Annotated in this window: 25 protein-coding genes; 9 read left to right on the top strand and 16 right to left on the bottom strand. The window is 61.7% G+C overall.

The window, feature by feature from the left end; translation table 11 throughout:
- The first annotated feature begins 5 nt into the window (after positions 1-5).
- From hemC to BUQ81_RS00075, 5 genes are read left to right on the top strand one after another with little or no spacing between them, the layout of a single operon-like run.
- Complete coding sequence (hemC, locus tag BUQ81_RS00055) at positions 6-947, top strand: hydroxymethylbilane synthase (protein WP_143598431.1); 942 nt, start codon at positions 6-8, stop codon at positions 945-947.
- Entirely contained in the window at positions 944-1,681 is a 738-nt protein-coding gene (locus BUQ81_RS00060; RefSeq protein ID WP_074200368.1) for a uroporphyrinogen-III synthase, read from the top strand. The genes hemC and BUQ81_RS00060 overlap by 4 nt, the downstream gene beginning before the upstream one ends.
- Entirely contained in the window at positions 1,678-2,931 is a 1,254-nt protein-coding gene (locus tag BUQ81_RS00065; RefSeq protein WP_074200369.1) for a coiled-coil domain-containing protein, read from the top strand. Before BUQ81_RS00060 ends, BUQ81_RS00065 begins: the two co-directional genes overlap by 4 nt.
- Positions 2,932-4,158 (top strand): heme biosynthesis HemY N-terminal domain-containing protein, encoded by a 1,227-nt coding sequence (locus BUQ81_RS00070; RefSeq protein ID WP_074200370.1) that lies wholly within the window; start codon positions 2,932-2,934, stop codon positions 4,156-4,158.
- The gene (locus tag BUQ81_RS00075; RefSeq protein WP_074200371.1) at positions 4,155-5,054 is read left to right on the top strand and encodes a DNA/RNA non-specific endonuclease; all 900 of its coding nucleotides are present in this window, start codon (positions 4,155-4,157) and stop codon (positions 5,052-5,054) included. The genes BUQ81_RS00070 and BUQ81_RS00075 overlap by 4 nt, the downstream gene beginning before the upstream one ends.
- A gap of 271 nt (positions 5,055-5,325) precedes the next feature.
- On the opposite strand, the gene BUQ81_RS08515 is transcribed toward BUQ81_RS00075, so the two are convergent.
- The 11 genes from BUQ81_RS08515 to amrS all read right to left on the bottom strand — a co-directional run bounded on the left by BUQ81_RS08515 (position 5,326) and on the right by amrS (position 17,339).
- Positions 5,326-5,535 (bottom strand): IS1096 element passenger TnpR family protein, encoded by a 210-nt coding sequence (locus tag BUQ81_RS08515; protein WP_327192022.1) that lies wholly within the window; start codon positions 5,533-5,535, stop codon positions 5,326-5,328.
- Positions 5,513-5,707 carry an IS1096 element passenger TnpR family protein gene (locus BUQ81_RS08955; protein ID WP_084188148.1) on the bottom strand — a complete coding sequence of 65 codons (195 nt, stop codon included), beginning with the start codon at positions 5,705-5,707 and terminating at the stop codon, positions 5,513-5,515. Before BUQ81_RS08955 ends, BUQ81_RS08515 begins: the two co-directional genes overlap by 23 nt.
- Positions 5,708-5,716: 9 nt before the next feature.
- Complete coding sequence (locus BUQ81_RS00090; RefSeq protein ID WP_074200372.1) at positions 5,717-7,195, bottom strand: dynamin family protein; 1,479 nt, start codon at positions 7,193-7,195, stop codon at positions 5,717-5,719.
- A 14-nt stretch (positions 7,196-7,209) separates the two neighbouring features.
- Positions 7,210-7,953 (bottom strand): hypothetical protein, encoded by a 744-nt coding sequence (locus BUQ81_RS00095; protein WP_074200373.1) that lies wholly within the window; start codon positions 7,951-7,953, stop codon positions 7,210-7,212.
- Positions 7,954-8,052: 99 nt separating this feature from the next.
- A complete protein-coding gene (locus BUQ81_RS00100) occupies positions 8,053-9,234 on the bottom strand; it encodes a prolipoprotein diacylglyceryl transferase (RefSeq protein WP_074200374.1) in 1,182 nt (393 codons plus the stop codon).
- A 1-nt stretch (position 9,235) separates the two neighbouring features.
- Complete coding sequence (locus BUQ81_RS00105) at positions 9,236-9,862, bottom strand: AAA family ATPase (RefSeq protein ID WP_074200375.1); 627 nt, start codon at positions 9,860-9,862, stop codon at positions 9,236-9,238.
- A gap of 104 nt (positions 9,863-9,966) precedes the next feature.
- On the bottom strand, positions 9,967-10,488 hold the full coding sequence (locus tag BUQ81_RS00110; protein ID WP_074200376.1) for a hypothetical protein: 522 nt from the start codon (positions 10,486-10,488) through the stop codon (positions 9,967-9,969).
- Between the two features lie 123 nt (positions 10,489-10,611).
- Positions 10,612-11,079: a hypothetical protein gene (locus tag BUQ81_RS00115; RefSeq protein ID WP_074200377.1), complete on the bottom strand. Its 468-nt coding sequence runs from the start codon at positions 11,077-11,079 to the stop codon at positions 10,612-10,614.
- Positions 11,072-14,638 carry an efflux RND transporter permease subunit gene (locus tag BUQ81_RS00120; protein ID WP_234947248.1) on the bottom strand — a complete coding sequence of 1,189 codons (3,567 nt, stop codon included), beginning with the start codon at positions 14,636-14,638 and terminating at the stop codon, positions 11,072-11,074. Before BUQ81_RS00120 ends, BUQ81_RS00115 begins: the two co-directional genes overlap by 8 nt.
- Positions 14,639-14,664: 26 nt before the next feature.
- Complete coding sequence (locus BUQ81_RS00125; RefSeq protein ID WP_074200379.1) at positions 14,665-15,855, bottom strand: efflux RND transporter periplasmic adaptor subunit; 1,191 nt, start codon at positions 15,853-15,855, stop codon at positions 14,665-14,667.
- A gap of 386 nt (positions 15,856-16,241) precedes the next feature.
- Complete coding sequence (gene amrS / locus BUQ81_RS00130) at positions 16,242-17,339, bottom strand: AmmeMemoRadiSam system radical SAM enzyme (RefSeq protein WP_074200380.1); 1,098 nt, start codon at positions 17,337-17,339, stop codon at positions 16,242-16,244.
- A 304-nt stretch (positions 17,340-17,643) separates the two neighbouring features.
- Here amrS and amrB point away from each other — a divergent pair, with 304 nt between their 5' ends.
- The gene (gene amrB, locus BUQ81_RS08750; RefSeq protein WP_074200381.1) at positions 17,644-18,456 is read left to right on the top strand and encodes an AmmeMemoRadiSam system protein B; all 813 of its coding nucleotides are present in this window, start codon (positions 17,644-17,646) and stop codon (positions 18,454-18,456) included.
- A 27-nt stretch (positions 18,457-18,483) separates the two neighbouring features.
- Positions 18,484-19,071 (top strand): AmmeMemoRadiSam system protein A, encoded by a 588-nt coding sequence (gene amrA / locus BUQ81_RS08755; RefSeq protein WP_074200382.1) that lies wholly within the window; start codon positions 18,484-18,486, stop codon positions 19,069-19,071.
- 129 nt (positions 19,072-19,200) lie between these two features.
- On the opposite strand, the gene BUQ81_RS00145 is transcribed toward amrA, so the two are convergent.
- Both BUQ81_RS00145 and xthA read right to left on the bottom strand, forming a co-directional pair.
- Positions 19,201-19,869, bottom strand: coding sequence for an NAD(P)H-flavin reductase (locus BUQ81_RS00145; protein ID WP_074200383.1), 669 nt, complete (start codon positions 19,867-19,869; stop codon positions 19,201-19,203).
- Positions 19,866-20,693, bottom strand: coding sequence for an exodeoxyribonuclease III (xthA, locus tag BUQ81_RS00150; protein ID WP_074200384.1), 828 nt, complete (start codon positions 20,691-20,693; stop codon positions 19,866-19,868). Before xthA ends, BUQ81_RS00145 begins: the two co-directional genes overlap by 4 nt.
- Positions 20,694-20,825: 132 nt before the next feature.
- Here xthA and purU point away from each other — a divergent pair, with 132 nt between their 5' ends.
- Positions 20,826-21,683 carry a formyltetrahydrofolate deformylase gene (gene purU, locus BUQ81_RS00155; RefSeq protein WP_074200385.1) on the top strand — a complete coding sequence of 286 codons (858 nt, stop codon included), beginning with the start codon at positions 20,826-20,828 and terminating at the stop codon, positions 21,681-21,683.
- A gap of 2 nt (positions 21,684-21,685) precedes the next feature.
- Here the strand turns inward: purU and BUQ81_RS00160 are convergent, their stop codons facing one another.
- Positions 21,686-22,156: an outer membrane lipoprotein gene (locus BUQ81_RS00160; protein ID WP_074200386.1), complete on the bottom strand. Its 471-nt coding sequence runs from the start codon at positions 22,154-22,156 to the stop codon at positions 21,686-21,688.
- Between the two features lie 29 nt (positions 22,157-22,185).
- Here BUQ81_RS00160 and BUQ81_RS00165 point away from each other — a divergent pair, with 29 nt between their 5' ends.
- Positions 22,186-22,821: a DNA-3-methyladenine glycosylase family protein gene (locus BUQ81_RS00165; RefSeq protein WP_084188149.1), complete on the top strand. Its 636-nt coding sequence runs from the start codon at positions 22,186-22,188 to the stop codon at positions 22,819-22,821.
- Between the two features lie 82 nt (positions 22,822-22,903).
- Here BUQ81_RS00165 and aroB read toward each other — a convergent pair whose 3' ends face one another.
- Entirely contained in the window at positions 22,904-23,989 is a 1,086-nt protein-coding gene (aroB, locus tag BUQ81_RS00170; protein ID WP_074200387.1) for a 3-dehydroquinate synthase, read from the bottom strand.
- Positions 23,986-24,513, bottom strand: a complete 528-nt coding sequence (gene aroK, locus BUQ81_RS00175) for a shikimate kinase AroK (RefSeq protein ID WP_074200388.1) — start codon at positions 24,511-24,513, stop codon at positions 23,986-23,988. The genes aroB and aroK overlap by 4 nt, the downstream gene beginning before the upstream one ends.
- Positions 24,514-24,532: the final 19 nt, after the last annotated feature.

Raw genomic sequence — 24,532 nt, forward strand, 5'->3', positions numbered from 1 at the left:
ACACCATGACCACACTGCGTATTGCCACGCGCAAGTCTCCACTGGCCATGTGGCAGGCCGAATACGTGCGCGACCGCCTGCAGGCTGCCCATCCCGGTCTGGAGGTGGAAATTCTCGGCATGTCCACCCAGGGAGACAAGATTCTCGACGTGCCGCTGGCCAAGATCGGCGGCAAGGGGCTTTTTACCAAGGAGCTGGAGCAGCGCATGCTCGACGGCGAGGCCGACCTGGCGGTACATTCGCTCAAGGATGTGCCCATGGTGCTGCCGCAGGGCTTTGCGCTGGGGGCGATTCTCGCGCGTCATGCCCCCACGGATGCGTTTGTCTCCAATCGCCACGCCCGTTTTGATGATCTGCCCGAAGGCGCTGTGCTGGGCACCTCCAGCCTGCGGCGCAAGGCACAGCTGGCGGCGCTGCGTCCCGATCTGGACATCCGTGACCTGCGCGGAAACGTGAATACCCGCCTGGCCAAGCTGGACGCGGGTGAATACGACGCCATCATTCTCGCCACCTCCGGACTGCAGCGTCTTGGCTTCGATGCGCGAATCCGCCATGAACTGGCACCGGAGGTGAGTCTGCCGGCGGTGGCGCAGGGCGCGCTGGGGATTGAAATTCTCGCCGATGACGCACGCACGGCCGAGCTGGTGGCTGTATTGAACGACAGGGATACGGCGGATTGCGTCCGTGCGGAGCGGGCCATGAACCGTCGCCTCGAAGGGGGCTGCCAGGTGCCTATTGGCGGCTACGCCGTGCTGGAAGGGGACGACATATGGTTGCGCGCCTTTGTGGGTGAACTGGATGGCAGCCGCATCATTCGCGCCGAAGGCCGCGGCCCGCGCACCGAGCCAGAGGCGCTGGGCGAATCGGTGGCCGAGGCCCTGCTGGCGCAGGGGGCGGCCGACATCCTGGCACGCATCTATGCTGAGTATCCCGACGGCGTGAAATGAGCTGGACGCTGCTCAATACGCGACCGGCCCATCAGGCTGCTGCCCTGACCGAAGCGGCGCAGGCGCTGGGTTATCGCGTACTGGAGTGTCCTACGCTGGAGATCGCCTGCCTGCCGTTTCGTCTGCCCCGCGCCGCGGTGTGGGTGTTCACCTCGCCCAATGCAGTGCGCTGTTTTCATGCGCAGCAGCCCACGCTGCCACGCGGGCGTCTCATCGCCATCGGCCCAGCCACGGCACAAGCGCTGCAGGCATTGGCTGGAGAGGGGGGTCCCCGACTTTTTTCAATCCCGAAAAATTTCACATCCGAAAGCCTGCTGAAAATGCGTGTATTTGACCCGCAAAATGCCGCGGCAGGCCAAAAAGTGGCAATTATCAAGGGAGAAGGCGGGCGTACGCTGCTGAAAGAGACGCTGCAGCAGCGCGGTTGGGCGGTAGAGGAGGTGATTGTCTATCGACGCGTGCGCCGCAGCCTGTGTCCGGCCTGGCGGGATTTTCAGCAGGCGGAACGGCCGCTGGTGCTGGCCATGAGTGTCGAGAGCGTGCAGGCGCTGTTGCCGCCATTGAGTCCGAACGAGCGTCACTGGCTTCAGCAGCAGCCGGTGGCAGCGCTGTCGCCCCGCATCGCCGAAGTCCTGCGTGAGCGAGGATGGGCCGGGCTGCTGTACGTGGCGGAACGGCAGGATGCATCTGGTATGATTGAACTTCTAAGACAGTTGGCTGAGGAAACATCATGAGCGACACGCCCCAACCCAAGCGCCGTGTGATCGATGGCGAAGTGGTGGAGCCCAAAACAACCTCCAGTGCAGAGCCCAAGGCAAAGACACCGAAGGAGAAAGACAACAGCACCGGTGGACGCGACTGGATCGCCCGCGGCCTGGCCATCGTTGCCCTGGGTGTGGGTAGCACCGCTCTGCTGACACAGCCGGACGGCGCCGCGCTGGTGGAGGCGGACAATCAGCTGCAGCAGCAGATTACCCAGCTGCAGGCCGAGCTCAAGACCCTGCGCAGCGACAAGGCTCAGTTGGCCGCGCTGCAGAAAGAGCTGAGCGTGCTGAAAGATACTGTGGAGAGCCTTACCACCGAAGTGGACATGCTCAACGAAAAGGTGCTCAATCCCGCCAACGAACCCCTGGTGACCAAGGGCGAAATCGAGCGGCTGCAGAAACAGATGCAGGGCCTGCAGAAGCAGTTGGGCGACTGGGCGCAGCGTTGGCAGAAGGCCTTGCAGGGATTGCAGTCTCCTCAGGCCGAGCAGGGCGCGGGTGAGGCACCGCTGAATGCGCTGCAGCAGCAGCTGGATCAGATGGGCAGCCGCTTGAGCGAATTGTTTCAGGCGATTCAGCCGCCACGGGATCGGGCCGAGTCCGGTGCTGTGGCGGAAATCAATACCCTGCGCCTGAAGCGCTGGATTCTCACCGCCAATACCGAATGGCTGATGAGCGGCAATGTAAAGCTCACCCGTGAGCGCCTGCATGTGCTTGAGCAGGCGGTGCAGATGAGCGATCTTCCAGCCGAGAGCAAGATCCGCCTGCTGCGCGCCATCGGGCAGGACCTGGCGATGCTGGATGCATGGGAGAAACAGGCCACGGTTCAGCCGGCCGAGCTGGATCAGCTCAAGGCATGGATCAACGCTCTGGAAGCGCCCAGGTCAGGGGATCAGTCTGTCGACAAGAATGCGCAGGACACTGATCTGATGGCGCGGTTGAAAGGGCTTGTGGAGATTCACAAGCGCGGCGAGGTGGTGCCCGAGTCGGATCGACTGCTGGCGTTCGATCTGGTCAAGCAGCGCGCACGGGTGCTGGTGGATCAACTGGCATGGGCACAGATCACCCACGATCCGGAGCTGGACAAGCGCACGCGGGCACGGCTGGAGGCGCTGTTTGCCCGCTATCTGCCCGACCAGCTGCCGGCGCTGAAAGCGAAGTTGGCGCAGCTGCCGCCGCCGAAAATGCCGCAACCCCTGCACGTGGCGGAGGCGCTGTAAGTGAAACGGCTGCTGTTGTGGACCCTGCTTTTTCTGCTCATTACCGGCGCCACCACGCTGGCGCTGTACGACAATGGTCGCCTGTCGCTGGTTTGGGGCGACTATGTGATCGAAACCTCCGGCACGCTGGCGCTGGTACTGGTGGGTGTGCTGGTTCTGCTGGCCTATGGGCTGTTTCGCCTGCTGGGCTGGCTGTGGCGCCTGCCGCGCACCCTGCGCGAGCGACGCCAGTACAAGCGCCTGCTGCGTGCCGAAGCGGGCATGGGCAAGGGCCTGCTGGCCGGAGAGCATGGCGACTGGCGCAGTGCCGAACGCGCCCTGATCAAGGCGGCCAAGCTGGCTGAAAACGGCGTGATGTATTACCTGGCGGCGGCGCGCATGGCCCACAATCAGGGGGCGAAGGAGCGCCGCGACCGCTACCTGAAAGAGGCGCGGGAAAAGTATCCCGACGATTTCGTCACCATCGCATTGGTCGAGGCCCGACTGCTGGCGGAGGAGGCGCCGCACAAGGCGCTGGCGCTGCTAGAAAGCCTGGTGGAAGACGGGCAGGCCACAGCAGCCGTCTGGGCCGAGTATGCTCAGCTGCTGGCGCGACTGGAGCGCTGGACTCGCCTGCGCGAGATTCTGCCCCAGGTGAAACGTAGCAGGGCGTTGCCGGCGGACGTGCTCGAAGGGCTGGAACGGCGCATGTGGCGCCATCTGCTGACCGAGGCCGACAGCGCTGAAGCCCTGAATGCCCTGTGGCACCTGCTGGAACGCCGCTGGCGTCAGGACCCGGAGATACTGGCGGCCTACGTGGCGCGTCAGCTGACTTTTGGCGAAACCCCTCAGTTGGCCAGCCTGATTGAAAAGGCGCTCAAAAAGCATTGGGATCCGCGCCTGGTGTATCTGTATGGGCAGTTGCGCGAAGGGCCGGCGTTCGACCGCTTGCAGCGGGCGGAAAAATGGCTGCGCCACCATGGGGATGATCCGGTGCTGCTGGCTACGCTGGGTCGGCTGGCGTGTCAGGCGCAGTTGTGGGGCCAGGCACAGGATTATCTGCGCCGTGCACTGGCATTGCGACCGGAGCTGGATACCTTCCGTGCGCTGGCGCAGTGCCTGGAGGCCGCCGGCGAAGCCGATCAGGCGGCGCTGGTGTACAAGGATGCACTGGCGGCGCTGGAAAACCGCACCGATCCACTGGCACTGCCGGTCCCGGATAACAAGGGCAACACGCACAGCTTATGAGACGGCGCGGCAACACACGGGCGCAGCGTCGGCTGCTGCGCGGCCTGGTGGGCTGGTTGCTGGGTTCGCGTCGGCGCATGCTGGGCGCCCTGCTGCTGGCCACGGTTGGCGGCAGTGGTTGGTATGCTCACGAAGTGTATGTGGCCCGCCCGCAGATGGCATGGATGGGGGTGCCGCAGGAAACGCGCCGCGATCTTTCTCATCTCACCGCCCACGTGCTGCGCAATCCGGGTTTCATGCTCAGCTATTCAGAGTGGAAGGGATCGCCCCTGTGGGTGACCTACAAACTGTTCCGCCCGGAAAAACCTCACCCTGTCGGCAAGCGGCCGCCGTTTCGGCCCGACTGGCGTACACTGCGCCATGTGACCTCCGACGACTATACCGGCAGCGGCTATGACCGCGGCCATATGGCACCCAACTATGCCATCGCGCTGCTGTACGGGCGTCGTGCGCAGGAAGCCACCTTTCTGATGAGCAATATCGCACCGCAGTGTCACCGTCTCAATTCCAAGTGGTGGCAGCGGCTGGAGTCAGCCGCCATCGATCATTTTACCCGCCATTTCAGGGAAATCTGGGTGGTGACCGGACCGGTATGGGATGAAAAGCCCCGCTATCTGAAGCGGGCATGGATCGATATTCCGGATGCGTTCTACAAGATTTTTGTTGGCATCGATATTGCTGGACGCCCGCACGCGCTGGCGTTTATGGTGCCGCAGACGGTGCGGGGATTCGAACCGTTGAGCAAGTATCTCACCACCATTGATGCCATCGAGGCGCGCACTGGACTGGATTTTTTCTGGCGGCTTCCGGATGCGCAGGAGGCGCGGCTGGAGCGAGAGGCGGCTACGGGCGCCTTTCACTTGCGTGCTGTGGATCGCCTGCCGTCGCGGTATTGATCATAGGGAGGGATATGACCTCGAGTTGTGCTGAGCTGAATGGCGCCGTTGCAAACTAAGCTGCCTTTGCTGACAGCATTAGACGCGATACATGTCTTGTAGCGCCCTTTACCTGAAGGGCGTCTGCATTAGACATTTTCGTAATCTTGCATGTGACGACCAAAACCACTTGTGAGATACCGTACAGATGGCGGATGGCGGCACATACCCGAACCACGTGCGCCCCGGGGTCAGACTGTTGTCGTTCAGGCAGAGCCAGCCGTTCATCCAGCTAGATTGCCCTTGGGGTTGGCATATCCCATTGTCTGGCACGGTCTCGACTGTGGCGCAGATAGCAATACAAACGCCGTTGAACCGCTTCCAGATCAAAGGCTTCGGGATCGAAAGGCTTGCCCAGCCAGTCGATGTAATCCTGTCGTTGCGGGTTGGAGGTATCACCCATGGCAGTACACAGCGCTTCATAACCCGGAATGCCGCCTATATATGTTCACGGAAGATAAACTCATGCGCAGGTGCGCATCCACCCATCCCATGACAATCTGAATGACATCATGCAGGCGGTCGAGCGACAGGCTTGCTGGCACCACGACGCGCCGCCATACGGCGGGGTCGGTCCAGAGTAGGGTGATTTTCAGTTGATAAAAGGTATTAATGGTTACACCTCAAGTATTGCGTTGTTCACCGCTTTCTGCGACCAGCGTGCTGTCGTTATTGGAGGGGGGTATTTCGGCTGTTGGCTGAGTTATCGTTTCCTGTGATCCAGAAGGGGCAGCAAACTGATCATTGAGCCCCTGAATCAGACGCTTGCTGTCGGCACGCAGCTGGGCCAGCAGTTTCTGCGTGCGGCGGCTCCAGCCACGGGGGTTATCGCTGAATAGGGGCTGCCACCAGCGGTTGTTGTGGCCAATGGCGCGGGCCACCATTTCATCCTTGGGCTGCCAGGCATCGGCGATGCGTCGTGCCCAGAAGCCGCGCAGCTTGAAGTGGATGAACACGATGGCCACAAAGGCTGCGACGGCGGTGGCAATGCCCAGTGTGGGCGATGCGGCCAGATAGCTGAGTGTCGGCACGATAAAGTGGAACTGGATTTCGCCTGCCACAATCAGCGCGCCGAGCAGGGCACCCAACCCGATCCAGCTCCACACCACGCGCTTGCGCCACTGCGCCAGTGCCTCGCGGATTTTCGCCAGCTTGTCCTGTTCGATTTCGTCGGCGGCATGCTCGATCATCTTTACGATGCGGTAGGCGCGTTCGTTGCTCACCTTTTCCATGCGCTCAAGAATGCGCTTGAGGTCTTCGTCCTTCTTGCGCTTGAAGCGCTCCGCCAGCGCCGGATCGTCGATGGACACGGCAGCGTCTTCGTTGTAGATGGTGTAAAAGTTGCCGCCATACAGGCCCTTCTGCGACAGGGCGCGCTGCCAGGATCCGATCACTTCTTCAGGGTTGTCTTCCTTTGCGGTGGTGTCGATCTGGTTGAGAATATAGAGGAACTTGTTGGCATCGTTGCGCGCGATGGTGGCGCCCACCAGGTGTTCCAGCGTGTCGCGCATGGCGCCCGGTTCCGGATGGCGGGCGTCGAAGAAGATCAGCACCAGATCAGACATGTCAATAATGTGATCGGTGATGCGCAGCACGGCATCACGCTGGCTGTCGGCATCGAATCCCGGGCTGTCGATGAGGATTTTGCCCTTGAGTCGGTCGGCCTTGACCGTTTTCAGCTGCAGATAGCTGTCCACGCGCTTGCCTTCGCCGGCTTCCACCTCGTCGATCTTTTCGCTGATGTTGTAGAACGGAAAGCGGGGGTCGGCATCCAGCGCCAGCCCGGGCAGGGTAATGACCTCTTCATTGGGCCCATAGCAGATGACGGTGAACTTTTCGTCCACCGCCTGGTTGCCGGTGTCCTGCACCTTCTTGCCCACGTAGCTGTTGATGAAGGAGGACTTGCCGGCGGAGAAGGTGCCCAGCAGGGAGATGAGCGGCCACCATGAAATGTGCGCGGCGTAGGAGTCGCTGCGCGGCAGCAGTCCCATGTTCCAGGCGATCTTGTCCAGCAGCTGGTAGCGTTCGATGGCGTCCAGCAGCAACGGGTTTTCTTCCTGCAGGTGTTCCGTGAGCTTGGCGTAGCGTTCCTGTGGCGTCATGGCTTATTTCCTCTCTATTGGACAGGGTGGCGGTCGGTCTGGCCCTGCTGGGCGTCATCCTGCTGCTGGCGGGCTGCGTTGGAGGAGGGCGCCTGTTGCTGGGCCGTGTCGTCGCGCATCTGCTGCTGTTGCTGCGGATAGTAGTACTGCGGCCCGTAGTAGGGAGTGCGCGGGTGGGCAGGGCGGCGCACCGGCGGTGGGTTATAGACGCGCTTGCTGCTCTTCTTGGGCATCATGCCAAAGGGCATCATGGAGTTGAGCGAGTTCATGGGTTCGGAAATGTTGGCGTCCAGTTCCCACAGGCTGCGCGCCATGGTGTCGGCGGCAGTCTGGATGGTGGCGATGCGCTGATCCAGCTGCGTCATGGTGGCGTTCATGCTGGCAAACTGATTGTGCAGGCTGGGCATGACGTCGCTGATAACGGCGGTGTCCTTGTTGATGTTTTCGATGGTGAGGCGCATGCGGTCCATGGTGAGGTTGATGGCGGACATCTGCGCATCCACCTTGCCCATGTTCACATTGAGCGTATTGGTCATGGTGACCACGGCGCGGGTCATGGTCAGCATGTTGTCGGAGATTTTCTTGACGTCATTGGCCAGCTGGTAGATGAGGATAAAGCCATAAATGGCCAGCACAATGAAGGCGATCATCATGGGGTAGAGCACCTTTTCCCACTTCTTGATGCCGCCGGTCATGGCTTCGGCCATTTTTTCGACGGCGGCGAAGGTGCGTTCCTGTTGTTCGGTCTGTGTTGTCATGGTGGGTTTAATCCTATGTTGCGGGACTTTCAGTCCTTCGCTATATTCTGATATTTGTCTCCAGGGTCAGGCGCCTGGGTGTTGACACCTGCTAAAACCCTACTGGGCGGTGGCCGCATCCGCTCTGCTGGGCATGTCGGCCTTGCGTGTGGGCAGATGCGCTTCGATCTCACGGCTCAGTGCCGGATCCACCTTGGCGATATTGCGGGCAAAGGTGCGTGCAATGTCGATGCGGCCTTCGCGAATCAGCAGTTGCGCCGCATAGCGCCAGGCACGGTGCGCCCACTGCTTTTCGCCCATGCGCCAGAGCACATTGCCCAGCTCGCCCGCCAGATCAGCGCGCGGGTAATGCTTCAGCAGACTGCTGTAGATGGCCGCACTCCAGACATAATCGCCCTTTTGCGCCGCTTCACGGGCGGCTGCCAGCGCTTCGCGGGGGGCGCTGAAATAGCTCAGGATGGCGCGATCATTGATCTGGCGGGGGTCAAAGCGGCCTTGAGCCGCTGTGTCGTCAGCCAGTTGGGACGGCGGCTGACTAACCTGTACATGCACCTCGCTGTGGCGCTGGCCGTCGCTTTTTGTGGTGGCCGTCTGCACACGCACTTCGGTGGCGCCATCGTTTAGCTGTGTAGCGGTTTCGTGAGCCGTGGCGGCAGGAGTGTCGCTCGTCGTGTCTGTCGTGTCGGCGGATGCGGGTGTGTTTTCAGGTTCGGCTTCGCCACTGGCTGTGTCGGCCGTATCCGTTTGGCTACCATTGGGTTCACCCTGTGGTGCATTTTCCTCTGCATCGGACTGAACAGCAGCAGTCGCTGCAGCCTGGCCTGTCTCCTCTGTAGCCTGCTCCGCAGTCGTTTCGAGCGTTTCCGCGCCAGGGGCGACACTGTCTGTTTCTGCTTCCGCTACCGCTTCGGAAGCAGGTGTCTCAGAGTGGACGGCATGATCGGTCTGTGCTGACTCGGCAGCGGTCGCTGCGGGTGCAGCCGTTTCAGATTCAGGCGCTGCGGGCGCTGCAGGAGCGGGGGCACCGGGAACGTCGTCCGCTGCTGCTGAAGTTTTCCCCTCGGCGGCGGCTTCGGAGGCGGTGTCCGCTGCAGGTGCCTGCGAGGCGTCTTCACTGGATGAGGTATTCGCCGCCATGTCGGCGGTTTCGATGTGGGGGCTGACATAGGCCTTGTTTTGTGCCGCCTGCTTCTGCCCATACGCGAGATAGAGGGTGACGGCGATCAGCAGCGCCAGTACGAAAAAGCCGTTGTTGAGCAGGGTTTTCAGCAGTTTTTTCATCTCAAGCCTCCTGAGCGTAGAGTTGGCGTGCCAGACGTTTCAGTTCCAGCGCCGCCTTGCCGTTGGGTTCCAGTTCGAACGCCGCCAGACCTTCGCTGAAGGCGCGGCGGAAGGCGGCGCGGTTGTGCAACACCACGGGCACCCGTTCAATGTGGGGCAATAGATCCAGTGCTTCCTGCGTCTCTCGGGTTTCTGGTACGAAAGGATGCGTGTCAGCCCGGTTGATTACGCCAAGGATCGGAGGCAGGTTATCGCCGCGCAATTTTTTGATGCGGCGGATAAAGCGCTGCGTGGACCAGACATCGGCCTGAGAAGGCGCCACCGGCACCACCACGCGATCGGCCATGAGCAGGGCCTGATCCAGCGCGTCTTGATCGCTCATGCTCACGTCCATGAGCACTTCGTCCGCCTGCAGCGGTGATTCCAGCGTATCCGCATGCAGGGCGGCGGGCAGTGCGGGCGTATAGCCTTCCTCTTCGCGCACCTCGATGGCGTCGGTAAAGGTTTTCTGCGGATCCAGATCGAATAGTGCCAGTTCACACCCCTTGTGGGCAAGCCACACGGCCAGATTGAACGTGAGCGTGCTCTTGCCGGTACCGCCTTTCATGTTACCGATAACTGTGATCATGATCGTGCTCCCCTTTCATCAAACCACCGCAATGGTTTCATGAAAAGCCATCCGCCCCGGGGGACGGATGGATGTGCGCCGCTGCGCGTCGCACGCTACCAGCATTACTTCTTTTGCTGTTGCTGCTGTTGTTGCTGCGGCTGACCGCGGCGCTGCGGGGCACCTGGAGGTGCAGGCGGCATGCCGTAGGGGCGGTAACCCGGAGGCGGCATGGCACCCGGTGCAGGATAGCCGTAGGCCGGCGGTGGCGGCGGCGGATAGCCGTAGCCGTCGTAGTAGCCATTGTAGTAGTTGTTGTAGCCGCGGCCATAACCATAGTAGTCGTTATAACCACGGCCGCGTCCACGGCCTTCCCAGTCGGTATCGGTATCCATGTCGGTATCGGCATCCACACCGAAGTTCATGTTGAACTTGCCTTTGCCGTGGCCCTTGCCGTGACCGCGGCCATGACCACGACCGCGGTAGTCGCCATAACCACGGCCATAACCGGTGCCGTAGCCGTCACCATAACCATTGCCGTAGCCGTCATCGTTCCAGGGGCCGTCCCACCAGTTGGCGGAAGCGCCCTGTGCGCCGAAAATGGCGGCGGAAACAAGGCCTGCGAGTGCGAGTTTTTTGATCGTCATGACATGACTCCTTTATCATGTGCGCGCTCATTTTCGCCAGAGGGTGAGCGCATTACCCAATGGACGGCGTCCGCCGTCCGGTCCTGTTCGCTGGCAGGTGGCCGCCTGCCAGCGACTTTTCCCCTACCATCCAAATGGATTCGATGGTATGGAAAAACTCGGTGTGCTGAAACTTGGGCTCGGCATGCTCCAGTTGTTCATGTTCGGCCAGCTGCCATTTCCCGGCCACCAGCTGTTGTTTCGGTGTCGCGGCGCATACCCATAGCCGTAGCCATACGCCGGCGGGGCATAGCCGCGTGGTGCGTAGCCATAGGCCGGATAGCCCCCATAACCGCCGTATGCGGGCGCGGCATAAGGTGTGGGGGCGGGTACTGCCGGAGACTGTGGCTGCGCCTGCTGCTGCGGTGCCACGGGCTGTGGCAGGTTGTTGGCCGGGGTGGTGTCGAGCCACTGCGCCCGCGGCTGGGTGGAGTTGTAGGCTTCTTCCGGCTGGGGCCAGGCTTCGCCGGCAGCGTGAGCCGAACTCCAGACCAGCAGCAGGGCGGCGAGGAGGGGGGTCCCCGACTTTTTAAAAAGCGCGGTTTTATTCATCGTCCAGATCCTTCAGTTTGATGCCCCGTTTGTGCCCTTTACGGGATTTTTTGGGCGTTTTTGCTTCCGATTGCGGCTTTTGCGTGTTGTTTTCCGCTGTTTCAGGTTTTTCGGGCGCTGTGGCCGGTTTCGACGCGCCTTCAGCAGCCGCCGTATCGACCTCGGTGGTGGAAGAAGGTGTTGCCCCGCTTTCATCTGATGCGCCGGCTTTGGCCTGTGTCACATCAGTGGGGGCAACGGGCGAGGGTTTAACCTCCTCTGGTTCGGTGTGAGGCTGGGCCTGGCCCGCCTCGGGATGTTCTCGGGTCGGCACGGCGCACTGGGCCTGCAGGTTCAGGTCTTCATCTTCCACCTTGGGACAAAAGGCGTTGCGTGCGCTGACGCAGCCCAGCGGGATGACCACGAGGGTCAGAATGGTGGAGACCAGCGTGCCGAACATGAGCGAGATGGCCATGCCCTGGAAGATGGGGTCGAACAGAATGACGCTGGAACCGAGCACCAGTGCCAGTGCGGTAATGAGAATGGGGCGGGTGCGCGTCTTGCACGCCAGCACCACGGCGTCTACCACCGGCACACCGCTGTTGATGGCCTGCCGGGAGAAGTCCACCAGCAGGATGGAGTTGCGCACGATAATCCCCGCCAGGGCGATAAAGCCGATCATGGAGGTGGCGGTAAACTCGGCGCCCAGCAGCCAGTGGCCCGGGGCGATGCCGATCAGTGTGAGCGGAATGGGCGCCATGACGATCAGCGGCACGAGGAAGTTCTTGAATTCCCATACCACCAGCATGTAGATCACCAGCAGGGCGACGCCGAAGGCCAGCCCCATGTCGCGGAAGGTTTCGTAGGTGACGGTCCATTCACCACTCCACAGCACGCCTTTCTCCCGCAGAGCATCTGGCGTGAAGACGTAGTTGAACTGCAGATCCTTCAGCTTCGGCACCTGATTGGCCAGCTCCTGAATCTGCAGCATGCCGTAGATGGGCGCGCCAAGGCGTCCCACGCCGGTGCCGGTGACATACTGCACCGGTGTGAGGTCCTTGTGATAGATGACCGGCTGCTGCATTTCCATCACGAAGCGGCCCAGTTCAGCCAGCGGCACGGTATAGCCGTGTTCGGAGGGCACCGGGATCTGGCCGATGCGGGCAAACTGGGCGCGCTCTTCCAGCGGCACCTGCAGGGTGATGTAGGTGGGCTCGCGCACGAAACCTTCCTTGACGTCGCCCACCTTGAACTCACCCATGGCCATTTTGACGGTCTGGTTGATGGTTTGCACGCTGATGCCCTTTTCCATGGCCTTCTGCTTGTCGATGACGAAGCGCCAGGTGGCATGGGGCATGGTGAGCATGTTGTCCACGTCGGAAACCAGCGGTGCGGCCTCAAACACATTCGTCAGCAGCTTGGTGATCTGCTCGCGCTGTTTGTCGCCCGGCGCATAGACTTCAGCCACGATGGGCTGCAGCACCGGCGGACCCGGCGGCATTTCCACTACATGCAGGGTGGCGCCGACCGCCTTGGCGATGGGCTGCAGCTGCTCGCGCACCGCCTCGGCGATTTCGTGGCTGCTGCGTTCGCGTTCATGCTTGTCCACCAGATGGACCTGTATGTCACCCTGCCAGGGGTTCTGGCGCAGGTAGTAGTGACGCACCAGCCCATTGAAGTCGAAGGGCGCGGCGGTGCCGGCGTAGGATTCCAGGGTCTTGACTTCGGGCACCTTCTGCAGCTCGGTCACCAGACGGTGGGCCAGGTTGGCGGTGACGGGCAGGGCGGTGCCTTCCGGGAAGTCGAACACCACGCTGAAGTCCGGCTTGTTGTCGTAGGGCAGCAGCTTGACCGGCACGGCCTTGGTGGCTACCAGCATGATGGCGATGACAAAGCCTGCGATGATCGCCAGCAGAAAGCCCCAGCCCTTCATCTTGTCGATGAGCAGGCTGGTGAGCAGGACGCGGAAGAAGCTTTCGATCTTCTCGCTCTGGCGGTGTTCGCGCTCTTCCGCCTTTGCCAGCTGCTGCATCGTGGGGCGGATACGCTGTGCCAGCCAGGGGGTAAAGGCAAAGGCGGCAAACAGGGAGATGACCATGGCGACGGAGCCCAGGGCCGGGATGGGTGCCATGTAGGGGCCCATCATGCCGGAGACGAAGCCCATGGGGGCCAGGGCGGCGATCACCGTCAGCGTGGCGATGATGGTGGGGTTGCCCACCTCGGACACCGCATCGATGGTGGTGCGCACGCTGACGCGGCCTTCTTCCAGCCAGCGCCGGTAGATGTTTTCCAGTACCACCACGGCATCGTCCACCAGAATACCAATGGAGAAGATGAGGGCGAACAGGGAGACGCGGTCGATGGTGAAGCCGCCCAGCCACGCGGCGAAGACGGTGGAAAGGATGACCGCGGGAATGACAATCACGGTGACCACGGCGGCGCGCCAGCCGAGGAAGAACCACACCAGTGCGGTGACGGAGCCGGTGGCGATGAACAGCTTGAAGATCAGTTCGTTCACCTTGTCATTGGCGGTCTTGCCGTAGTTGCGGCTGACGGTGACGTGCACATCATCGGGGATGAGAATGCCGCGCAGGCTCTCTAGTTTCTGGATGGCTGCTTCCGCGACGGTAACACCATTGGAAAGGGGTTTTTTTGCAATGGCGATGGTCACGGCCGGTTCGCCGTCCGGGGCCTTCAGATTCCCTTCGTAGGCCGGGCCGGTATAGCGCAGCACGATATTGGAAATGTCGCTGTGGCCCAGGGACACCTTGGCAATGTCGCGCACATACACCGGCTTGTTGTTGACCACGCCGACCACGAGGTTTTTCACGTCCTCTACGCTCTTGAGGAAGTCGCCGGTATAGACGCGGAAGGTGCGCTGAAAGGCTTCCACTTCGCCCGCCTGCAGCTCGGAGTTGGCGGCGCGGATGACGCGACCGATCTGGCTCAGCGGGATGCCATAGCCGGACAGTCTTTCCGGATCCACATCGATGCGGATTTCCCGCGGCTCACCACCGACGATAAAGCCCTGCGCCGAGTCGGGCACCTTGGACAGCTCCTGCAGCACATCCAGTGCCAGCAGGCGCAGCTGCGACTGATCCAGAACCGAAGAGGAGAGCGTGAAGGTCACCACCGGCACATCGTCGGCGCCCTTGGGCTTGACCAGTGGCATTTCCACGCCCGGGGGGATCTTGTCCATGTTGGAGGCCAGCTTGTTATACAGCTTGACCAGGGATTTCTCCATGTCTTCGCCCACTTCGTATTCCACCGTCACCATGCCCTGACCGCGGGCGGAGGCGGAATAGACGTGCTTGACGCCCTTGATTTCGTGCAGGAGCCGCTCCAGCGGCTCGGCCACCAGCGCCTCCACCTGCTTGTTGGAGGCCCCGGGATAGCTGACAAAAATGTCCGCCATGGGCACGGAAATCTGCGGGTCTTCCTGCCGCGGCGTGATGATCACGCCGATAATGCCGACCACCAGAAACGCCATCAGGAACAGCGGCGTTAGCGGCGAATTGATATAGCTGCGCGCGAAGCTGCCGGCAATGTCTTTCGTTTTGGGTTCCATGGGTTCAGACACGGTTGTGTTCCTCAGCCTTCGCGTAATCAATCGTCATCGTGTTCGTCTTGGTTGTCATCGCCTTCCGCCGGCTGCGGTTCCAGCAGCTGGCCATCGCGATACACCATGCCGGAGTGGATATTGGGTGGCGGATCGAGAATGACCTTCTCGCCGGCGCGCAGACCCGACAGCACCAGATGGTAGCCGTTCTTACCCTGCTGGCTCAGGCGCACGATCTTCATGTGGACCTCACCGGTTTTGGGATCCACCACATACACGGCGGGCAGGCTGCCACGCCTGACGATGGCGCTTTCCGGCACTACCGGGAACTTGAGGTTGTTGCTCTGCGGGTTGGGCAGATAGACCTCGGCATACATGCCCGGTGCGGCGCGCGCACCGAGGGGAATGTCAAACTTCACCTTCACCGTGTGCTGCTTGTCGTCCGCCACCGGGAAGATCTGCGCCACGCGCACATTGATGGGGGTGCCGTGGTTGATGCTGGCCTGGAAGATGCGCCCCTTTTCGATGGCGCCCATCAGGCTGACGGGGACGTTCACCTCAATGGAGAGATGGTTGCTCTTGGCAAAGTCCATGATGGGCTGGCCGGGCTGCACGGTATCGCCCACTTCCACGAACTTCTTCACGATCACACCGTCGAAGGGTGCCAGTAGCTTGGTGTAGCGCAGCAGCACGTCGATTTCCTCGATCTGGGCGCGTGCCGCCTCCATCTGCGCCAGCGCCTCCTTGATGCGGTTGCGTGCCGCGATCAGATCGGCTCGGCGCGCGGCGTCGTAGTCGGTAATGTCCATCGCCTCGCTCATGGGGCGAGAGAACATCTGGTCGAACATGCTGGGCAGCCCCATACCGGGCATTGGCGTCTTGGACTGGGGCGCCCACAGCTCGCGGTTATACATGGTGATGGCGTTCTGATAGGCGGCTGCAGCACGCTGCCATTGGGCGTAGGCGGCCTTGCGCTTGGCCAGCAGCGCGGAATCGTCGATGGACGCCAGCAGGGTGCCCTTCTTGAAGCGATCACCTTCCTCGCCAGCGAGGTAGTTGATCTGACCGGCGCTCTGTGCCGTGAGCGTCACCTTTTTAAAGGGGATGACTGTGCCGCCTAGTTTCACGTAGCTGTCGTAAACCTGTGCCTTGACCTCGGCGACTGCCACCTTGGCCCAGCCCGGCAGGGAAAAGGTGGCCAGCGCGGCGGCGAAAAGAAGGCCCTTTATGCGTTGCATGGTGTGCTCCTGACGCGAAATTCGTTACAGAGGCTACACAATAATTGAAAGGTCGGAAGGCGGGAAACTAAAAAATATTTATGGGCTATAAGCAAAATTGCAAAACCATGCTATCTTTAAGGCGCTGCGCACATAAGTATTTGAATTTATTATAATATCGGAATATTCTTATATCGTCTTTTGTTGTTATTGCAATTACTTATAAGTCGTCTTTATGCTGGTTAATTTCGCTTTTTCACTAAATTAGAAAAAGGTGAAATACGAGCAAAATAAGCAAAAACTAAAATGATGCGGGCGAGTAAAAAGCGCAAAAAAAAAAAGCGGCCATAAGAGCCGCTTGAGGTCGGTTGAGCGCCGCACACCCGGGCTTGAACACGCGATTCCGTTCAGGCGTGCAGACGGATGGGCAGGCGCCGGCTGCCCCAGTCCCCCGGCTGCTCCTCGAACACGCCGGCGATTTCAGCGCCGCAGTGGGCGCAGCAGCAGCCATCTTTGAGTTGCCACAGGGTGATGTCGTAGCCGACGCGGCCGATGACCGGCTGCTTGCACTGCGGGCAGTAGGTGGTCTGCCCGGCAGGATCGAGCACATTGCCGGTATAGACATAATTGAGCCCGTGTTCCATGGCAATTTTGCGTGCTTCCTCCAGCTTGTGCGGCGGCGTGGGCGGCACATCCAGCATGCGGAAGTCCGGATGGAACGCGGTAAAGTGCAGCGGCGTATCCGGCCCGCAGTGGTCGATGATCCACTGGCTCATCTTTTCCAGCTCTTCCGGGCTGTCGTTGTGCCCCGGAATCAGCAGCGTGGTGAGCTCGACCCAGCAATCGGTCTCCTTCACCGCGTATTCAATGGTATCCAGCACCGGCTGCAGATGGCCGCCGGTGAGCTTGCGGTAGAAGTCCTCGCTGAAGCCCTTCAGGTCGATATTGGCCGCATCCATGTGCTTGAAGAATTCCTGCCGCGGCTCCGGGTTGATGTAACCGGCCGTCACCGCCACATTCTTGATGCCCTTTTCGCGACACGCCCTGGCGGTATCGATGGCGTATTCAAAGAAGATGACCGGGTCATTGTAGGTATAGGCTACGGCGCGGCAGCCGGTACGCAGCGCGGCATCGGCCAGGTCTTGGGGCATGGCTTCGTCCATGAGGCGATCCATGTCGCGCGCCTTGGACATGTCCCAGTTCTGGCAGTATTTGCACGCCAGATTGCAGCCGGCAGTGCCGAACGAGAGCACCGGCGTGCCCGGCAGAAAGTGGTTGAGTGGTTTTTTCTCGATGGGGTCGATCACAAAGCCGCTGGAGCGGCCATAGCTGGTGAGCCACAGCTGGTCATCCTGGCGCATGCGGATAAAGCAGAAGCCGCGTTGTCCCTCGTGCAGCTTGCATTCGCGCGGGCACAGATCACACTGGATCAGATCCCCCTCCCAGTGCCAGTAGCCCACGGGAATGACGTGCGGGTCGTTGGTATCAATGCGTTCCTTGGTCATGGGTCCCCCTTTTGAAATGGCTTGTCAAATAACCGGCAGCGGCATCCTCTCACCTGTCTCGCCCCGTTCAACCTGTTTGCACGCTCATGGTTTTGGCGTCAAGTTGCTGTAAAGCTTGCAGTGGGCGCGGCAGAACTGGCTGCGCTCAAACAGCTGCCACGCTGGCCCCTCTGCTGACGCCAACAATTGGCACCGCCACAAATCGCCGTGCAGACAGGTTGAACGGGCTGCTCATGATGCCCCTCTTGGAAATCACGCATTCATCTATATATAGTCAATATTCCATAAAACAAGGAGGGGAGTTATGGAAGGATTACGTATCAGACCGCCCGCGGTGGCCGGCATGTTCTATCCCGCTGATGCGGCCGAGCTTGATGTCATGCTGGAGCAGTGGCTCAGTGAGCGCCCGCCGGTGCCGCGGGAAGATCCGCCACGCGCGCTGATCGTGCCCCATGCCGGGTATGTCTATTCCGGCGAGGCGGCGGCACGCGCCTTCAGCCTGTGGAAGGGTGCCGACCAGATCGAAACGGTAGTGGTTGTGGGGCCGGCGCACCGCGTGCCCTTCTACGGCATCGCCACGGTCAGTGCTGATGCCCTGGCTACCCCGCTGGGCACGGTGCCGGTGGACACCGCGTTGCGCGACGAGCTGGTGCAGCGCTTCGACTTCGTCGGCTATCTGGATGAGGCGCATGCGCCCGAACACAGTCTGGAAGTGGAGCTGCCCTTTATTCAGAAAACCGTGCCGCAGGCGAAGGTGGTGCCGCTGCTCAACGGGCAGATCAGCGCCGAAGAGGAGGGGGCGCTGTTCGAGTATCTGTGGAACAAGCCGGGCGTCTATTTTGTGATCAGCTCGGATCTGAGCCATTACCACCCTTATGAAGAGGCTTGTCTCATCGACGCGCAGACGGCGCATCTGATTGAAAGCGGCCGCTGGGACCAGCTGACGGGCGAACGCGCCTGCGGCTTCAAGGGCATCCAGGGGTTGCTGCAGGTGGCCGAGCGCCATCCGCTGGAGATGGCGCGGCTGGCGCTGGTGAACTCCGGCGATACTGCGGGGCCAAAAGATCAGGTGGTGGGCTACGGTGCCTGGGCCATCTGGGACGCAACAACGCAGTAAGTGCAGAAATGAGCAAGAGGTTAACGCATGACAACACGCTTTACCCCTGAACAGCAGGAACTGCTCCTGCAGGTGGCCAAGGCCAGCATCAACCACGGTTTTCACACCGGCCAGCCGCTGCGCAATGTGCGCGTGGACGATCCGGTGCTGATGGAAGACGGCGCGGCCTTTGTCACCCTCAACCGGCGCAGCAGTCTGCGCGGCTGTATCGGCAGCCTGCAGGCCTATCGGCCGCTGGTGGAAGACGTGGCGGAAAACGCTTTCAATGCGGCGTTTCGCGACCCGCGCTTTCCGCCGCTGACGCCGGAGGAGACAGCGGATCTGGATGTGGAGATTTCCGTGCTGACGCCGCCGGAGCCCATGACCGACTGCAGCTCGCCGCAAGCGCTGCTGGCGCAGTTGAAGCCGTTTGAAGACGGGCTGATCATCGACGATGGCGTGCACCGTGCCACCTTCCTGCCCAGCGTGTGGGAGCAGCTGCCGGACAAGGTGCAGTTCCTGCAGCATCTGATGGCCAAAGCGGGCATGACGCACTATTCGCCCAGCATGCGCTGCTGGCGCTACCATACGGTCAAGTTCGCCAAACCGTGGCGCGACATTCCCGACCCCATGTAGGAGGGAGGAGAGAAGGGGCTTCGGCCCCTTTTTTATTGGCGCGGGTGCAACGTCAGAGCGTGCGCAATACCGCAAAAGGCTTGAATCACGCTTGCGCGCAGCAATGGGACGCAGGCGGCAGTCGCCTGCTTAATGGATGCGCTCCGCGCCGTGCTCGGCAAAGCGCGCCCTGGCGTCCTGCACCATGGGCCACGGCCCGCATACGTAGATCTCGAAGCCGCTCAGGTCGGGATGATCCTCCAGCACCGCATCGGCCACCAGCCCGGTGCGTCCCGCCCAGTCCTCTTCCGACAGCACCGGAACATAGGTGAGCGTCGGTGTATTCCGTGCCCAGGCGCGGATCACTTCGTCCTGATACAGATCCTGCTGGCGGCGCGCGCCCCAGTAAAGGGTGATGGGCTGTGCAAAGCCGTCCTGCAGCAGCTGCTCGATCAGTGCCTTGAAGGGGGCAAAACCGTTGCCGCCCGCCACGAACAGCAGCGGGCGGTCGCCTGCGGGCATGGGGTACTGCTGTTTCGACGCCGGTGCCAGATAGACCGTATCGCCCACCTTGTGCATGAACAGCGCGTTGTACCACTCGTCTCCGCTATGGCGGATGTGCAGCTCGATGCGACCGGCGGCATTGGGCGCATTGGCGATGGAGAAGGGGCGCGTGTTGCCATCCGGTTCGGGTGCCATTTCCAGATAGTCGCCGGCGTGCCAGCTGAATGGCTTTTGCGGGGCGAGCCAGAGCTGCGCGATGTCATCGCTGAGCCAGTTGATCGCTTCGATGGTGGCGGAAAGGGTTGCGTTGCTCATGCGGGATCCTTGAAGGTGGTCCAGATGGGGGCATGGTCCGAGGGCTTGGTCATGCCGCGGATGGTGTAGTCGATGCCGGCGTCTTCCACGCGGGCGTTCAGCGGTGCGGTGGCCAGAATGTGGTCGATGCGCAGGCCGCGCTTGGGCTCGCGCTCGAAGCCGCGGGAGCGGTAGTCGAACCACGAAAAGCAGTCGTCCGCGTCGGGGTGCGCGGTGCGGAAGGTATCGAACAGGCCCCAGTCGATCAGCTGCTGGAACCATTCTCGCTCCTCGGGCAGGAAGGAGGTCTTGCCCTGGCGCAGCCAGCGCTTGGCATTGTCCTCGCCGATGCCGATGTCCTTGTCGTCGGGGGCGATATTGAAGTCGCCCATCACGATCAGTGGCTGAGCCGGGTCGCATTCGTTGCGCAGGTAGTCGAGCAGGTCGTGGTAGAACTTCTCCTTGGCGGGAAATTTCACCGGATGGTCGCGGTTTTCTCCCTGCGGGAAATAGCCGTTGATGACGCGGATCGTCTCGCCGAAGGGGGTTTCCACGTCTGCGATGATCACGCGACGCTGGGCGTCTTCATCGTTGCCTGGAAAGCCTGTGTGTGCCGTGACCACCCTGTAATCCGGTGTAGTGAGCAGGGCAACGCCATAGTGGGTTTTCTGCCCGTGAAAGACGGCGTGGTAGCCCAGCGCCTCCACGTCCTTGACGGGGAAGTCGGGGTCGGGCACCTTGGTTTCCTGCAGGCCCATGATGTGCGGGCCGATGCGCTCGCGCACCGCTTCCAGCTGGTGCATGCGCTGACGGATGGAATTGACGTTGAACGAGACGACTTTCATGGGTTGCGTCCTTGGAATGCTAAAGCGCCTATTCTACCCAGCCGCGCTGGCAAATGCCGTGACGTGACGGCGAGCACGGCCCCGGCGCGGCGGTTTGCTACAATGCCGAACAGTTTGCAAAAGGAATTGAGCATGCAACCGGTTTACCGACTCACCATCGCCTGCCCTGACCGGGTGGGTATTGTGGCTGCCGTGGCCAACTATATCGCCGGCATGGGTGCCACCATTGTGGAGGCAAATCACCACACCGATACGGTCAACGGCTGGTTTTTCATGCGCCATGAAATCCTCGCCAGCAGCGTGCCGGGCGGGCTGGAAACGTTTCGCGACGGCTTCGCGCCAATCGCGCAGCAGTTTGACATGCGCTGGCAGATCACCGATTCCGCCAAGCCCAAGCGCATCGCCCTGTTTGTGTCGAAGGAGTCCCACTGCATGGCGGATCTGCTGCACCGCTGGCACGAGGGCGATCTGCCCGGCGAGATCGTGTGCGTGATTTCCAATCACGACCTGCTGCGCGAACAGGCGGACTGGTACGGTGTGCCGTTTCATCACGTGCCGGTGACCGCGGACAACAAGCCGCAGGCGTTTGCCGAGGCCTTCCGTCTGGTGGAACACTATCAGGTGGATGTGGTGGTGCTGGCGCGCTACATGCAGATTCTGCCGCCGGAGATCTGTTCCGCCTACGCCGGACAGGTGATCAACATTCATCACAGCTTTCTGCCCAGCTTTGCCGGTGCACGCCCCTACCATCAGGCCTACGAGCGCGGCGTGAAGCTGATCGGCGCCACCTGCCACTATGTCACCGAAGTGCTTGATGCAGGCCCGATCATTGAGCAGGACGTGATCCGCGTCAACCATGGGCACACCATCGAGGACATGCGCCGCCTTGGTCGCGATGTGGAAAAGACCGTGCTGGCGCGCGGGTTGCGCTATCACCTGGAGGATCGTGTCCTCATCCACGGCAACAAGACCGTGGTATTCGCCAACTGAGCTCAGAGCGGGCTGATACGCACACCATCGGGCGTGTGCACGATGCGGATGCGCTCGCCCACGCGCAGGTTTTCCAGACCCTTCATGGGCTGCACCACAATGTGGGTGCGCCCCTGCGCATCGCGGTAGGTAATTTCCCAGCCCGGTGTGGTGGCCGCCTGGCGTTCCGCCATCTTGCCCAGCGTGCCGCCGACCACGGCGCCGACCACGGCCCCCACCGCCGCTGCACGGCGGTTGTCGCTGACACCGCTGCCCACCACGCCGCCAATGACCGCACCGGATGCGGTGCCCACGCCTTCGCTTTCGGTCAGGCGGATCTTGACCGCGCGCAGTCCGATGACGGTGCCGGTTTCCACCGACATCACCTGCCCGACGCTCTCCTGCGTATAGACGTCGCTGCTGTCCGGTGTGGTGGAGCAGCCGCTGAGCAGAGCGGCGGCACTGAAGCTGGCTACAATAAGTGTGCGTTTCATAACTCGCTCCCCTGTTTTCAAGGTATAGCATGCCCCCGAATCCGTGCGAATGCAATCTGGTGGACGCCTGGCCGCAGGCGCTGGCGGCGTTGTGCGCGGCCTCTCAACAGCTGGCCACGCTGGCGGCGCGCTTTCCCGACTCGCCGCCACGGGCCCATGGCGATGCGCTGCTGACGCTGATGCGTGCCATTGCTGGGCAGCAGATATCCACCCGTGCGGCCGATGCCATCTGGGCCCGCCTCCAGACCGCCGCAGGCGACGATGTGCCGGGGTTTATCGCTGCTGCGAATACGGAAGCATTACGCCAGCTGGGTCTGTCGCGGCAGAAGGTGACCTATCTGAAGGATCTGGTGGAGAAGTGGCGTAGTGGCGCGCTGCAGCGCGAGATGTGGGGGCAGATGACGGATGCCGAGCTGATTCGCCGGCTGACCGAAGTAAAAGGCATTGGTCGCTGGACCGCAGAAATGTTTCTGATCTTCCACCTGCAGCGCTGCGATGTGTGGCCGGTGGATGATATCGGGCTGGTGCGGGCGGCGGAGGCCGAGTTTGCGCAGTCGTTCGACCGCCGGGCGCTCAAGGGGCTGGCGGAGCCGTGGCGCCCGTGGCGCAGCGCGGCCACCTGGTTATTGTGGCGCTCCCGCAGCGCAGAAATCGTTTTTTATTGAGTTTGGGGCGCTGGAGGCAGCTCTGGGCGGGCTGCTGCGCCGCTGCAAAAAATGCGCCCGTGAAAAAGTCGGGGACCCCCTCTCAGGCGGGCTTGCGCCACTCTTGCAGGGTGCGCAGCAGCAGTTCCTGCGGGTAGTCGCCGGTGACATAGGCCTTGCCGATGGCTTTCAGCAGCACCAGACGAATGGTGCCGGCCTGCACCTTCTTGTCGCCGGCCATCAGTTCGAGGAAGCGCTCGGGTGACATGTCATCCGGCGGGTAGATGGGCAGGCGCGCGGTGGTAAAGGCGTCGGCCATGCGACGCAGGTCGTCGTCGGTCAGGTCGCCCATCAGCTTGGACATGTAGCCTGCCTGCATCATGCCGGCGGCGATGGCTTCGCCGTGCAGCCAGTTGCCGTAACCCATGCCGGCCTCGATGGCATGGCCAAAGGTGTGGCCCAGATTGAGCAGGGCGCGCTGGCCGGCTTCCCGTTCGTCGGCGGCGACCACTTCCGCCTTGTTCCAGCAGGAGCGTTCGATGGCGTAGGCCAGCTGATCTTTGTCGCGCGCCAACAGGTGGAGCAGGTGGTCTTCCAGATAGTCGAAAAATTCCGCGTCGCGGATCAGGCCATATTTGATAACTTCGGCTAGGCCGGCGGAGAGCTGGCGGTCTTCCAGCGTGTCGAGGGTGTCGGTGTCGATGATCACCGCCTGCGGCTGGTGGAAGGCACCGATCATGTTCTTGCCCCTTGGGTGGTTGACGCCTGTCTTGCCGCCCACGGAAGAGTCCACCTGCGCCAGCAGGGTGGTGGGGATCTGGATGAAGTTGACGCCGCGCTGGTAGCTGGCTGCGGCAAAGCCGGTGATGTCGCCGATGACCCCGCCGCCCAGCGCGACCAGCGTGCACTTGCGGTCGAAGCGCTTTTCAATCAGGGCATCGAAAATCAGCTTGAGGGTGTCCAGATTCTTGTACTGCTCGCCGTCGGGCAGCACCACGTCCGCCACCTCGAAGCCGTCGAACAGTGCCCGGGCCTTGTCCAGATAGAGCGGTGCCACGGTGGTGTTGGTGACGATCATCACCTGCGTGCCGCGCACGTGGGGGCGCACCAGCTCGGGCTGGTTCAGCAGCCCCTGGCCGATGTGAATGGGATAACTGCGGTCTCCGAGATCAACGGTTAGGGTTTTCATGGCAGGATGTTCTGTTCCTTGAGTTCGTTGAGGATCTTGCGCATCACCTGATTGGCGGGCACATCTTCGGTCCTGACCACCAAATCCGCCACTTCCAGATAAAGGGGCTCGCGTTCCCTGAGAATGGCGGCGAGTGTGCCCTTGGGGTCTTCGTTCTGCAGCAGCGGTCGGCGGGTGTCGTGGCGCACGCGGTTGAACAGGTTGTCCACGTCCGAGTGCAGATAGATAACAAAGCCGCGGCTGCGCAGGTGCTTGCGGTTTTCGGGTCGCAGCACGGCGCCGCCGCCGGTGGCGAGCACGATATTGGGCAGCTGCGTGAGCTCGTCGATGACCTGTGCTTCGCGCTTGCGAAAGCCCTGCTCGCCCTCGATGTCGAAAATCATGGGAATGGTGGCGCCGGTGCGCGCCTCGATCTCGTGGTCGGAGTCGTAAAACTCAAAACCCAGCCGTTCGGCCAGCAGGCGGCCGACGGTGGACTTTCCGGCCCCCATGGGCCCCACGAGAAACAGGCTTGGCGTGTGCATGGAAGCTATTTTACTGATT

It is taken from the genome of Sulfurivirga caldicuralii, assembly GCF_900141795.1.
Taxonomy (GTDB): domain Bacteria; phylum Pseudomonadota; class Gammaproteobacteria; order Thiomicrospirales; family Thiomicrospiraceae; genus Sulfurivirga; species Sulfurivirga caldicuralii.

Excerpts from the sequence above, each read along its gene's own strand:
- hemC (WP_143598431.1), top strand. The coding sequence starts at position 6 with ATGACCACACTGCGTATTGCCACGCGCAAGTCTCCACTGGCCATGTGG.
- BUQ81_RS00060 (WP_074200368.1), top strand. The coding sequence starts at position 944 with ATGAGCTGGACGCTGCTCAATACGCGACCGGCCCATCAGGCTGCTGCC.
- BUQ81_RS00065 (WP_074200369.1), top strand. The coding sequence starts at position 1,678 with ATGAGCGACACGCCCCAACCCAAGCGCCGTGTGATCGATGGCGAAGTG.
- BUQ81_RS00075 (WP_074200371.1), top strand. The coding sequence starts at position 4,155 with ATGAGACGGCGCGGCAACACACGGGCGCAGCGTCGGCTGCTGCGCGGC.
- BUQ81_RS00090 (WP_074200372.1), bottom strand. The coding sequence starts at position 7,195 with ATGACGCCACAGGAACGCTACGCCAAGCTCACGGAACACCTGCAGGAA.
- BUQ81_RS00095 (WP_074200373.1), bottom strand. The coding sequence starts at position 7,953 with ATGACAACACAGACCGAACAACAGGAACGCACCTTCGCCGCCGTCGAA.
- BUQ81_RS00100 (WP_074200374.1), bottom strand. The coding sequence starts at position 9,234 with ATGAAAAAACTGCTGAAAACCCTGCTCAACAACGGCTTTTTCGTACTG.
- BUQ81_RS00105 (WP_074200375.1), bottom strand. The coding sequence starts at position 9,862 with ATGATCACAGTTATCGGTAACATGAAAGGCGGTACCGGCAAGAGCACG.
- BUQ81_RS00110 (WP_074200376.1), bottom strand. The coding sequence starts at position 10,488 with ATGACGATCAAAAAACTCGCACTCGCAGGCCTTGTTTCCGCCGCCATT.
- BUQ81_RS00115 (WP_074200377.1), bottom strand. The coding sequence starts at position 11,079 with ATGAATAAAACCGCGCTTTTTAAAAAGTCGGGGACCCCCCTCCTCGCC.
- BUQ81_RS00125 (WP_074200379.1), bottom strand. The coding sequence starts at position 15,855 with ATGCAACGCATAAAGGGCCTTCTTTTCGCCGCCGCGCTGGCCACCTTT.
- amrS (WP_074200380.1), bottom strand. The coding sequence starts at position 17,339 with ATGACCAAGGAACGCATTGATACCAACGACCCGCACGTCATTCCCGTG.
- amrB (WP_074200381.1), top strand. The coding sequence starts at position 17,644 with ATGGAAGGATTACGTATCAGACCGCCCGCGGTGGCCGGCATGTTCTAT.
- amrA (WP_074200382.1), top strand. The coding sequence starts at position 18,484 with ATGACAACACGCTTTACCCCTGAACAGCAGGAACTGCTCCTGCAGGTG.
- BUQ81_RS00145 (WP_074200383.1), bottom strand. The coding sequence starts at position 19,869 with ATGAGCAACGCAACCCTTTCCGCCACCATCGAAGCGATCAACTGGCTC.
- xthA (WP_074200384.1), bottom strand. The coding sequence starts at position 20,693 with ATGAAAGTCGTCTCGTTCAACGTCAATTCCATCCGTCAGCGCATGCAC.
- purU (WP_074200385.1), top strand. The coding sequence starts at position 20,826 with ATGCAACCGGTTTACCGACTCACCATCGCCTGCCCTGACCGGGTGGGT.
- BUQ81_RS00160 (WP_074200386.1), bottom strand. The coding sequence starts at position 22,156 with ATGAAACGCACACTTATTGTAGCCAGCTTCAGTGCCGCCGCTCTGCTC.
- BUQ81_RS00165 (WP_084188149.1), top strand. The coding sequence starts at position 22,186 with ATGCCCCCGAATCCGTGCGAATGCAATCTGGTGGACGCCTGGCCGCAG.
- aroB (WP_074200387.1), bottom strand. The coding sequence starts at position 23,989 with ATGAAAACCCTAACCGTTGATCTCGGAGACCGCAGTTATCCCATTCAC.
- aroK (WP_074200388.1), bottom strand. The coding sequence starts at position 24,513 with ATGCACACGCCAAGCCTGTTTCTCGTGGGGCCCATGGGGGCCGGAAAG.